Here is a 12,096-nt window from a genome sequence, read left to right as displayed (position 1 = left end):
AAATCATGAGAAGTCATACGATTACGAAAGGGGTCGATCGCGCACCTCATAGAAGCCTATTACATGCTGCTGGGGTTGCCCCAGAAGATATGGATAAACCGTTTATCGGCGTTTGTAACTCTTATGTCGATATTATTCCGGGGCATATGCACTTAAATAAGTTTGCAGAAGTTGTTAAAGAGGCAATTCGTGAGGCAGGCGGGGTGCCCTTTGAATTTAACACGATTGGTGTAGATGATGGCATTGCGATGGGCCATATCGGAATGAGGTATTCTTTACCAAGTAGAGAACTTATTGCCGACTCAGCAGAGACCGTTATTAATGCGCATTGGTTTGACGGAGTCTTTTATATTCCGAACTGTGACAAAATTACACCAGGCATGCTTATGGCTTCAGCTAGAACGAATGTACCGTCAGTTTTTGTATCTGGTGGCCCAATGGAAGCAGGGCGTTCAAGTGATGGTAAGTCCCTATCACTAGCCTCTGTTTTTGAAGGGGTAGGAGGTTATTTATCAGGAAAAATGTCCAGAGAAGAATTATTAGAATTAGAAACAAGTGCTTGTCCGACATGTGGTTCTTGTTCTGGAATGTTCACCGCAAACTCAATGAATACATTGATGGAAATGCTCGGTGTCGCCCTTCCAGGTAACGGAACAATTGTTGCGACATCTGATGGGCGTCATCAGCTGATTAAGGATGCAGCAAAACATCTTATTCGAATGGTAGAAGAAGATGTTCGACCAAGAGATTTAATGACAAAAGAAGCGATCGATGATGCGTTTGCTCTCGATATGGCAATGGGTGGATCCACAAACACTGTTTTACACACGTTAGCAATTGCCCACGAAGCTGGCATTGAATATAGCATGGATGAAATAAACACGATTGCTGAACGAGTGCCGTATTTAAGTAAAATTAGCCCAGCTTCTGATTATTCAATGCAAGATGTTCATGAAGCTGGAGGGGTAAGCGCCATAATTAATGAACTATGCAAAATTGAAGGGGCAATACACCCAGAGAGAATAACGATATCAGGGAAAACGATTGGTGAAACAGTGGCAAATGCGGAAATTACAAACGGTGATGTCATTCGAAGTCAGGATACAGCGTATAGCCCTGTTGGCGGGTTATCGGCTTTATTCGGAAACTTAGCACCGAACGGATCAGTCATTAAAGTTGGTGCAGTCGATCCTTCGATTCGTTACTTTGAAGGAGAAGCGATCGTTTTTGAGTCACAAGATGAAGCGCAAGAAGGCATTAATAACGGAACGGTAAAAGAAGGTCACGTCGTTGTTATTCGTTATGAAGGGCCAAAAGGTGGCCCTGGTATGCCAGAGATGCTTGCTCCGACCTCTGCGATTGCAGGAAGAGGGTTATCAACAAAAGTGGCATTACTTACAGATGGACGCTTTTCAGGTGCGACTCGTGGTATATCGATTGGTCACGTTTCACCAGAGGCTGCGGAGGGTGGTCCGGTCGCTTTTGTCGAAAACGGAGATAAAATTCAAATTGATTTACATGAACGTACGATTCATTTACAAGTTTCAGATGAAGAGCTAGAGACAAGAAAACAACATTGGCAGCCACCAGAATCGAAAGTGAAATCAGGATACTTAGTCCGCTACGCAAAGCTTGTTACTTCTGCCAATACCGGTGGTGTCCTAAAAGTCTAAATCGTGATTGGCTTAAGGGGGGAATATACGATGGATCTTATGACTGAAGAAAAGAAATTGAACAAAACGAGTCAAGTGATGTCTTGTTCAAAAATGTTGGTAGAAGCTTTGAAGCAAGAAGAAGTAGATGTCGTTTTTGGATATCCAGGTGGTGCTGTTTTAAATATTTATGACGCATTGTATGACGGAGGGATACGGCATGTGTTGCCGCGTCACGAACAAGGAGCGATACATGCAGCAGAAGGATATGCACGAGTAACAGGTAAACCAGGAGTTGTCGTCGCAACTTCTGGACCAGGAGCAACAAATGTAGTGACAGGATTAGCTGATGCCATGATTGATTCACTACCATTAGTTGTCTTTACTGGCCAAGTACATTCTCATGCCCTAGGGTCAGACGCCTTTCAAGAGGCACCGACACTTGGTATATCAATGCCCATTACAAAACATAACTATCAATTGCAAGATGTGAAAGATTTACCTCGCATTATTAAAGAGGCTTTCCATATCGCAACAACAGGTAGACCAGGTCCCGTACTGATCGATATACCGAAAGATTTATCAGCTGCAAACGGTCCATTTAACTACACTGAACCCGTTAACCTTCCTGGCTATCGTGTTCAAAGTACACCAGATAAGCAGTCTATAAATGAAGTTATTAAAGCTTTGGAAGAAGCGTCACAGCCAGTCGTTCTAGCTGGTGCAGGTGTCCTTCACGGAAAGGCGTCAGAAGAACTAAAACAATTTGCCGAACAATATAAGCTTCCTGTTACGAATACATTACTTGGGCTTGGAGGTTTTCCAGCTAGTCATCCTCTTTTTTTAGGGATGGCCGGAATGCACGGAACATATGCGGCTAACATGTCTCTTTATGAAGCGGACTTACTTATCAACATTGGCGCACGGTTTGATGATCGACTTACGGGTAACTTAACGCACTTTGCTCCAAATGCAAAAGTTGTCCATGTTGATATTGACTCTGCAGAGATTAATAAAAATGTGACAACGCATGTACCTGTTATAGGTGATGCGAAGGAAACATTGAAGATGCTGTTATCCGAGCCAAAACCAGAAACCGATTATCGCAAGTGGCGGGAAAAGCTGCAAAATGATAAATCGGAAAATCCACTTTGGTATAAAGAAGATGAGACGACGATGAAGCCACAAAAGTTAGTCGAACTTGTTTATAAATGCACAAATGGAGAAGCAGCAATTGCGACAGACGTTGGTCAACATCAAATGTGGTCTGCACAATATTATCCTTTTGATCGTCCAAACAAATGGATTACGTCAGGAGGATTAGGGACAATGGGGTTTGGCTTACCTGCTGCAATCGGTGCGCAAATAGGGTTAACGGATTCAACAGTTGTGGCTCTTTTAGGTGACGCTGGATTCCAGATGACGTTACAAGAGTTAGCATTATTAAAAGAATACAACTTACCTGTCATTGTTGTTGTTGTTAACAACAAATCGATGGGGATGGTTCGCCAATGGCAACAACTTTTTTATAAAGAAAGATACGCAGAATCGTTACTTCCGAATCAGCCTGATTATGTAAAAATGGCTGAGGCATACGGAATAAAGGGAAGCAAAGTCGATTGTGAAAAAGACTTTACCGATGCTTTGAATACATCGCTTGCGCTTCGTGAGCCTTACATCATCGATTGTCATGTTACACCAGATGAAAATGTCTATCCGATGATCGCTCCAGGCAAAGGAATACATGAAATGGTGGGGGTAAAGCCATGAAAAGAACATTGTCGATTGTTGTAACGAATCAGTTAGGGGTTTTAAATCGAGTAACGAGTCTATTTTTGAAAAAAGGTTTTAATATTGATAGTCTCTCTGTCGCCCCAATTGATGACCAAGAAACGTCATTAATGACGATCGTAGTAAATGTGAAGGAAGAAAAAGTTGTGCAACAAATAAAGAAACAACTAGACAAACAAATTGATGTCCTGAATATTACGGATATATCAGAGCAGTTTTCTAAACTAACAGCGCAACAACACTAAAAAGGCTTTTTTCGTATACAGCCTAATGAAAACGAGAAAGTAGCAATGTTTTTGAATTCGATAAAACAGCTTCAATTAAAGAGAGGAGAATGGAAAATGGTAAATATGTATTATGACAAAGATCTTTCATTAAACCCACTAAAGAGTAGAAAGGTAGCGGTTATTGGTTACGGATCACAAGGTCACGCTCATGCACAAAACTTACGTGATAATGGTGTCAATGTGACAGTTGGACTAAGGCAAGGGAAGTCTTGGGAAAAGGCTGTTAATGATGGCTTCTCCGTACAATCTGTAGCAGATGCTACTCAAGATAGTGATGTCGTCATGATTCTATTACCAGACGAAAATCAACCAGACATCTATAAAAACGAAATTGAACCCAATTTATCGAGTGGGAAAGCATTAGCTTTTGCACACGGGTTTAATATCCACTTTAACCAAATCGTTCCTCCAAATGATGTCGATGTCTTTTTAGCAGCACCGAAAGGGCCGGGCCACCTCGTCCGACGAGTGTTTGCAGAAGGTGGCGGTGTTCCAGGATTGTTTGCGGTATATCAAGATGCAACAGGTGAAGCAAGAGACATTGCCCTTGCTTATAGTAAAGGGATAGGAGCGGGGCGAGCAGCTGTTATTGAAACAACCGTTAAAGAAGAAACGGAAACAGATTTATTCGGTGAACAGGCGGTGTTATGTGGAGGCACTACCGCGCTAGTTAAAGCAGGCTTTGAGACGTTAACAGAGGCTGGCTATCAACCTGAAATTGCATATTTCGAATGTTTACATGAATTAAAGCTTATCGTTGACCTCTTATACGAAGAAGGAATCGCAGGAATGCGTTATTCAATTTCTGATACAGCTCAATGGGGAGACTTTACGGCTGGACCGAGAGTTGTTACTGAAGAGACAAAGAAAGAAATGAAAAACATTTTATCTGACATTCAATCCGGTCAATTTGCAAAAGACTGGGTATTAGAAAATAAAGTGAATCGTCCGATGTTTACAGCATTAAATAAACAAGAAAACGAACACCAAATTGAGGTCGTTGGCAAGGAGTTACGTGAAAAAATGCCATTTATTAAAGGGAAGAAAGGGGTGCCTGTTAATGCGCAAGGTTGATGTGTTTGATACAACGTTAAGAGATGGAGAACAATCTGCGGGAGTAAATCTGCACCCTCATGAAAAACTAGAGATTGCTCATCAACTAGAGCGCTACGGTGTCGATGTGATAGAGGCTGGCTTTCCAGCCTCTTCACAAGGCGACTTTCAAGCGGTTAAACAAATTGCGGAAGAGGTCAAAAATTGTAAAGTCGTAGGTCTAGCTCGTTCCACAAAAAAAGATATTGATGCCGTCTGGCAAGCAGTAAAAGGAGCTAAAAAGCCAGGTATTCATCTTTTTATCGCCACCTCACCCGTACACATGCAATTTAAACTTCACAAAGAACCAGAAGAAGTTATTAAGACAGCCGTAGAGTCTGTGCAATATGCCTCGCAATTTTTTTCCCATATCCAATGGTCAGCAGAAGATGCTACTCGAAGTGAGTGGCCTTTTTTAGCAGAAATTATTGAAAAGGTAATTGAAGCTGGTGCAAAAGTAATTAATTTACCAGATACAGTCGGTTATACGACACCAGAAGAATACGGAAAGTTATTTCAATATATAAAACAACATGTACCAAATATTGATCAAGTCAAGCTCTCGGCACATTGTCATGATGATTTAGGTATGGCTGTATCCAATTCATTGTCGGCAATTCAAAATGGGGTCGATCAAATTGAAGGAACGATCAATGGTATCGGGGAAAGAGCAGGAAATGCCTCGTTAGAGGAGATTGCTGTTGCATTAAAAATTCGCAAAGATGCTTACGAAGTTGAAACAAACATTCAACTTAATCAAACCGTTCGTACGAGTAAATTAGTCAGTAAGTTTACTGGAATGGCTGTACCACAAAATAAAGCAGTTGTTGGGGCAAATGCTTTTGCACATGAGTCTGGTATTCATCAAGACGGCGTGCTAAAGAATAAGCAAACCTATGAAATTATTGAACCAGAAATGGTCGGCTTATATTCCAACAAAATGATTTTAGGAAAACATTCTGGTAGTCATGCCTTCCACGAAAAATGTAAAGAATTGGGGATCTATTTAAATGAAAAAGATGGAAAGAAACTGTTTGTAGCATTTAAAGAATTGACAGCAAAGAAGAAAGAAATAACAGAAGATGACCTTTATGCATTGATGATGGACGATTCGTTTATAAAAGGGGCAAGTCCAACGTATCAATTAGAATACTTACAAATTGCGTACGGTTCCCGTGTTATCCCGACGACAACGATTGGTATTCGTACACCAGATGGCGAAGTCTTACAAGAGTCGGCGACTGGAAAAGGGAGTGTTGAATCTGTCTACAATACGATCGATCGGATTTTAAAACAGCCAATTACGTTAGTAGACTATCGTATTCAATCAACAACAGATGGCAATGACTCGCTAGCAGAAGTGTACGTGAAAGTTGACATCGCTGGCCAATCAAGTAGTGGCCGAGGGGTAGAACACGATGTACTTGAAGCATCGGCAAAAGCGTATTTAGATGCCGTTAACCGTATTCAAGTGAAAGAATACTTTGGTGAACAAGAGAAAGGGGTGAGCTCCCTTTAATGAAGAAAATTGCGATTCTTGAAGGAGATGGCATTGGGCCAGAAATAACAAAAGAAGCTGTTTTACTTTTAGAAGAGGTCGGAAAGCAATATGGACATTCGTTTGAATATCAATATGGCAAGATCGGGGGAGTGGCTGTTGATGAAGAGGGAACACCACTTCCAAAAGAAACGGTACAGCTTTGTAAACAAAATGATGCCATTTTACTTGGGGCTGTCGGGGGGCCTAAATGGGATCAAGAAGCCCCATCGCGTAAGCCAGAAAAAGGTTTACTAGATCTAAGGAAATCTTTACAGCTTTTTGCAAATCTTCGCCCTGTAAATGTGTATTCGGCTTTACTTGATTCATCACCTTTAAAACCTGAGGTTGTTCGAGGGGCAGACCTACTCATTGTCAGGGAATTAACGGGAGGATTGTATTTTGGGGAGCCTCGAGAAAGGAGAAGTACAGAGCAAGGGTTAGAAGTAGTCGACACGCTTTTCTATACAGAAGCTGAAATGGAAAGAATATTACGTAAAGCTTTTGAACTTGCTAGGTTAAGAGAGAAAAGAGTTACTTCTGTTGATAAAGCAAATGTTTTAGAGAGTAGTAGGTTATGGAGAGAAACAGCAGAACGTATAGCCAAAGATTATGAAGATGTTTCGTTAGAGCACATGCTCGTTGATAACGCTGCGATGCAATTAATCCGTGATCCGGATCAATTTGATGTACTTGTAACAGAAAACATGTTTGGAGATATTTTAAGTGATGAAGCCTCAATGATCACAGGTTCATTAGGAATGTTACCATCTGCAAGTTTAGGTGCATCTGGTCCTGGCCTATATGAGCCTATTCACGGTTCAGCCCCAGATATTGCTGGCTTAAGCAAAGCCAACCCTTTAGCGACATTATCTTCTGTAGCGATGCTGTTGAAATATTCGTTTCACTTAACAGAAGAAGCAAATGCGATTGAAGAAGCAATCGAAGCGGCGCTAGAAGAAGGATACCGTACACAAGATATTGCAAGGAACGGAGAAAAGGTCATATCGACAGAAGAGATGGGGAAAGTCGTTCGAGTTCACTACCGAGAAATTACGTTGAATAAACGGTCAAAAGAGAAGGTGAAACAGTCATGACGAAAAAAACACTTTTTGAAAAAATATGGGACCAACATGTCGTCAAAGCTGAAGAAGACAAACCGACATTAATGTATATCGACTTGCATATGGTCCATGAAGTCACCTCACCTCAAGCGTTTGAAGGATTACGAATGGCAGGTAGAAAAGTAAGAAGACCTGAATTAACGTTTGCGACGATGGATCACAATGTTCCAACCGTAAATCCACTCGTTATCAATGACAAAGTCGCCTCGAAACAAATAAGTACATTAGAAAAAAACTGTACAGAATTTAGCGTTCCATTAGCTGATTTGCAAAGTGATGAACAAGGAATTGTCCATGTTATTGGTCCGGAATTAGGATTGACGTTGCCAGGGAAAACGATCGTTTGTGGAGACAGTCACACGTCGACCCACGGCGCATTTGGAGCACTTGCTTTTGGGATTGGTACAAGTGAAGTAGAGCACGTACTTGCTACGCAAACGTTATGGCAATCAAAACCGAAGACGTTACAAGTAGACATTCAAGGCGAATTACAGCGCGGAGTAACAGCAAAAGATGTCATTCTCGGATTAATTGCTTCTTACGGTATAGATTTTGGGACAGGATACGTCATTGAATATACAGGTGAAGCAATCCAAGCGATGAGTATGGAAGAAAGAATGACGGTCTGTAATATGTCGATTGAAGCTGGTGCACGAGCAGGGTTAATCGCACCTGATGAAACAACGTTCAACTATTTAAAAGACCGAAAATACACGCCGAAAGGAAAAGAATTTGATGAAGCAGTAAAAGCGTGGCGTCAGTTACAAACAGATGAAGGAGCAGTATATGACAAAGTCATTACTTTCGATGTGTCCTCTTTAGAACCACAAGTGACTTGGGGAACGAATCCATCCATGGGAATCGGGATTAACGATATTGTCCCTAATCCTGAGAAAATGGAAAACAGTATCGACCGAGAATCGGCGTATCATGCTCTTGATTACATGGGATTAAAACCTGGTACAAAAATGACTGATGTAGAGGTCGACTATGTGTTTATCGGATCTTGTACGAATTCTAGGTTAGAAGATTTACGTGAAGCAGCGAATGTCGTAGCCGGTCATAGCGTAAATGAAAATGTGACAGCATTAATTGTTCCAGGGTCTAAACAAGTCAAAGTTCAAGCCGAAAAGGAGGGCTTAGATCAAGTGTTTAAAGATGCTGGGTTTGAATGGCGAGAGTCGGGGTGTAGTATGTGTTTAAGTATGAACCCTGATGTCGTTCCTCCAGGGAAACGCTGTGCCTCTACTTCGAATCGTAACTTCGAAGGTCGCCAAGGTAGAGGAGCGAGAACACATTTAGTTAGCCCGACACTTGCAGCAGCCACCGCAATTAAAGGGAGATTTTGTAATGTCCATGAATTAACGGCAGTAGGGAGTGGGCCATCGTGAAACCATTTAAAAAATTGACAGGATTAGTAGCCCCTTTAGATAAAGCGAATGTAGATACAGATCAAATCATTCCAAAGCAATTTTTAAAACGTGTCGAACGTTCTGGTTTTGGCCAATTTTTATTTTATGATTGGCGCTATAAGGACGGTGAACAAAAAAATGAGGAGTTTATTTTAAATCACCAAAAATTAAAGCAAGCAAACATTTTGCTAGCAAGAAATAATTTCGGTTGCGGTTCTTCACGTGAACATGCTCCTTGGGCACTTCTTGATTACGGATTTAAAGTCATTATTGCGCCATCTTTTGCTGATATTTTTTATAATAATTGTTTTAAAAATGGTATTCTTCCAGTTGCATTATCAAATGCAGAGGTTGACGTACTGTTTAATAAAGCAAAAAATAACACATTAAGGCTCACGATTGATTTGGAAAAGCAACTTGTCATTGATGATTCTGGCTTATCTTTTGCATTTGATACAGACGCTTATCGAAAGGAAATGTTATTAAACGGATTGGACGATATCGGAGTTACAGAAAAATATGAAGAAGAAATTATGAAGTATGAAAATGGGAAAAAGAAGTTATATCAATTGGTACGCGCTTGAATAAGTGTGGAGGGATGGAAAAGGGTACGGACCTGAGAAAAGATTCTCATCCGTATCCTTTTGTTTACATGTTTTTATATTAATGAAAATTCCTATAATGTGCCTTTGTTATGGGTGTTTATGAATTGGTTACATCAGAAACGGTTGTTTGTTCGGTCTTGTTAAAGGTTTTTTCAGCAGTAATTCTTTCCGGGTGTGAATAAATATTAAAGGTTGTCCCTCTAATAAATCCAACTGCTGTAATATTTAAATCGTCAGCTAATTTGATCGCTAAATCTGTAGGCGCAGATTTTGAAAGGACAATTCCCACCCCTATTTTCGCTGCTTTCATCAATACTTCTGAAGAGAGTCGGCCACTAAACACGAGCACCTTATCTTTAATAGGAATTCGATTCATTAAACAATGTCCATAAAGCTTATCAAGTGCGTTATGTCTGCCAATATCGGTATGGCTTACAATAATGCCATCTGAATCACAAATAGCGGCATTATGTACGCCACCTGTTTGTTTAAAAACATTACTACTTTCTTGCATTTGACTCATTAATTGAATACATTTTCCCGCCTCAATTGTCATATTTGAAGTGGACGTCTTTGCTGTGATGACATCATTATAAAAATAAAATTGTCTGCTTTTTCCACAACAAGATCCGATAAAGCGTTTTGAATAGTATTGTTGGCTTACCGTTTGTTCTGCATGTAATTCGATATAAGCAATGCCCTTATCTCTATCAATTCTCATATTTTTAATGTCATCTATAAAACGGATCACTCCTTCGGAAGCTAGAAACCCAACAACCATTTCTTCAAAGTACATCGGAGTACAAACCATTGTTGCAAATTCATTATCATTTACAAAAATCGTTAAAGGGAACTCAGTGACAATTTCATCGTTTTCGTAATGAAATTGTCCATCTCTAAATTTAACAATAGGTCTTTGACTACTCATTTCACTCAATGTATTCACCCACTTATCACCTTAGTTTACTTATGAAAATATGAACCTATTCAATATCCAACATAATCCTCTTAATAAAAGACAGTTTTTAAAAATGAAGAAGACTTTATAAACAAAAAAATTGAAAAAGTTATTGCGTAAAATAAAAATTAAAGGTATTCTTTTTATATCAAAAAGTTCACGAAATTGTAACATTTATGATATGAGATAGCGAACCTGTCGTCAATGATAAATGTTAACCAATTTAATGAAAGCGATTTCGAGTTGGTCCTATAACAGGGAACCTGTTTGATACTAACCGGCGCATGATTTTCTATGTCAATTTTTATTTTTATTGACTACAAGAAGATGCGGCGGTTTTTTGTTGTTACTAGAAAGAGAAGGAGTGAATGACATGGGGAAAGTAAAGAATCGTTGGTTAATGGCTTTAGCTGCAGTTGGGATTCACGTTTCAATCGGTTCTGTATACGCATGGAGTGTCTTTACAAATCCATTACATGAACAATTTGGTTGGAGCTTAAGTGCAATTTCTTTAACATTTAGTATTGCAATTGCATTTTTAGGCTTATCTGCTGCCTTTATGGGCCACTTTGTAGAAAAGTATGGGCCTCGTAAGTCTGGACTGGTATCGGCAAGTTTTTTCGGTGTCGGTTTAGTCGGTGCTGGTTTTGCAATAAGCATTGAGAGTTTAATTTTATTTTACATTACTTATGGAGCCTTAGGTGGAATTGGTCTTGGAGTTGGATATATTACACCGGTTTCAACGCTTGTAAAGTGGTTCCCAGATCGCCGCGGACTTGCAACAGGGCTCGCTATTATGGGATTTGGCTTTGCAGCAATGATCGCAAGTCCAATTATGGCAAGCTTAATTAGTTCAACTGGGATAGCCAATACGTTTTATATTTTAGGAGTCGTCTATTTTGCGATTATGGTCCTATCGGCACTTTATCTTGAGAGACCACCAGAAGGTTGGGCACCAGAAGGGTTTAAAGAGAAAGTCGCATCAGGAGAGAAAGCAGCTGTTGCTGACTTATCACAGTTAACTGCAAATGAAGCGGTGAAAACAAAGCGTTTTTATTATTTATGGATCATGTTATTTATTAACGTTACATGCGGAATTGCAATTCTTTCATTAGCGTCGCCAATGGCGCAAGAAATTGCAGGTCTTTCTGCAGCAGCAGCGGCAACGATGGTTGGATTAATGGGTCTCTTTAACGGAATTGGTCGCCTTGGGTGGGCTTCTATTTCAGACTATATTGGTCGCCCCAATGTATATACAGCCTTTTTTGCCATTCAAATTGTCTCATTCTTATTACTGCCAAGCATTACACACGCATTGATTTTTCAGCTAGTGCTCTTTTTAATTATCACTTGTTACGGTGGTGGCTTTGCTTCGATTCCAGCATACATCGGAGATTTGTTTGGAACGAAGCAACTTGGTGCGATTCACGGGTACATTTTAACTGCTTGGTCAGCTGCTGGTTTAGCAGGGCCAATTATCGCATCTTGGATTCGTGAAGTAACAAATAGTTATGCACTAACATTGTATATTTTCGGTGGAATGTTTATTGTAGCCTTTGCTGTTTCTTTATTCATTCGTGCGGATATTAAACAATTAAGAGCGAAAAATGAGCAAGAGGAAGAGTTAGCAAGTTGACT

The 12,096-nt window shown here is 40.1% G+C and carries 10 protein-coding genes; 9 read left to right on the top strand and 1 reads right to left on the bottom strand.

Translation table 11 applies throughout. The features are described 5' to 3' along the window. Positions 1–5: 5 nt before the first annotated feature. The 8 genes from ilvD (at position 6) to leuD (ending at position 9,479) form a co-directional block, all read left to right on the top strand. Entirely contained in the window at positions 6–1,673 is a 1,668-nt protein-coding gene (ilvD, locus tag LGQ02_RS20865; protein ID WP_226516193.1) for a dihydroxy-acid dehydratase, read from the top strand. A 30-nt stretch (positions 1,674–1,703) separates the two neighbouring features. After that, complete coding sequence (gene ilvB / locus LGQ02_RS20860) at positions 1,704–3,422, top strand: biosynthetic-type acetolactate synthase large subunit (protein ID WP_226516192.1); 1,719 nt, start codon at positions 1,704–1,706, stop codon at positions 3,420–3,422. Then, a complete protein-coding gene (ilvN, locus tag LGQ02_RS20855; RefSeq protein ID WP_226516191.1) occupies positions 3,419–3,688 on the top strand; it encodes an acetolactate synthase small subunit in 270 nt (89 codons plus the stop codon). The genes ilvB and ilvN overlap by 4 nt, the downstream gene beginning before the upstream one ends. 96 nt (positions 3,689–3,784) lie before the next feature. After that, complete coding sequence (gene ilvC, locus LGQ02_RS20850; protein ID WP_264183995.1) at positions 3,785–4,804, top strand: ketol-acid reductoisomerase; 1,020 nt, start codon at positions 3,785–3,787, stop codon at positions 4,802–4,804. Then, positions 4,791–6,341 carry a 2-isopropylmalate synthase gene (locus tag LGQ02_RS20845; protein WP_226516189.1) on the top strand — a complete coding sequence of 517 codons (1,551 nt, stop codon included), beginning with the start codon at positions 4,791–4,793 and terminating at the stop codon, positions 6,339–6,341. Before ilvC ends, LGQ02_RS20845 begins: the two co-directional genes overlap by 14 nt. Further along, complete coding sequence (gene leuB, locus LGQ02_RS20840) at positions 6,341–7,456, top strand: 3-isopropylmalate dehydrogenase (protein ID WP_226516188.1); 1,116 nt, start codon at positions 6,341–6,343, stop codon at positions 7,454–7,456. Before LGQ02_RS20845 ends, leuB begins: the two co-directional genes overlap by 1 nt. Continuing rightward, positions 7,453–8,874, top strand: coding sequence for a 3-isopropylmalate dehydratase large subunit (gene leuC, locus LGQ02_RS20835; protein WP_226516187.1), 1,422 nt, complete (start codon positions 7,453–7,455; stop codon positions 8,872–8,874). The genes leuB and leuC overlap by 4 nt, the downstream gene beginning before the upstream one ends. Next, complete coding sequence (gene leuD, locus LGQ02_RS20830) at positions 8,871–9,479, top strand: 3-isopropylmalate dehydratase small subunit (RefSeq protein WP_226516186.1); 609 nt, start codon at positions 8,871–8,873, stop codon at positions 9,477–9,479. Before leuC ends, leuD begins: the two co-directional genes overlap by 4 nt. Before the next feature lie 118 nt (positions 9,480–9,597). On the opposite strand, the gene fdhD is transcribed toward leuD, so the two are convergent. Beyond that, positions 9,598–10,428 (bottom strand): formate dehydrogenase accessory sulfurtransferase FdhD, encoded by an 831-nt coding sequence (gene fdhD / locus LGQ02_RS20825; protein ID WP_226518398.1) that lies wholly within the window; start codon positions 10,426–10,428, stop codon positions 9,598–9,600. A gap of 403 nt (positions 10,429–10,831) precedes the next feature. On the opposite strand from fdhD, the gene LGQ02_RS20820 reads away from it, so the two are divergent. Continuing rightward, complete coding sequence (locus tag LGQ02_RS20820; protein ID WP_226516185.1) at positions 10,832–12,094, top strand: L-lactate MFS transporter; 1,263 nt, start codon at positions 10,832–10,834, stop codon at positions 12,092–12,094. Positions 12,095–12,096 lie beyond the last annotated feature (2 nt).

The organism is Bacillus shivajii (genome assembly GCF_020519665.1).
GTDB classification, from domain to species: Bacteria; Bacillota; Bacilli; order Bacillales; family Salisediminibacteriaceae; genus Bacillus_CA; species Bacillus_CA shivajii.
The sequence above is the reverse complement of the archived record's forward strand: the minus strand, read 5'-3'. Positions and strand labels throughout refer to the sequence as shown.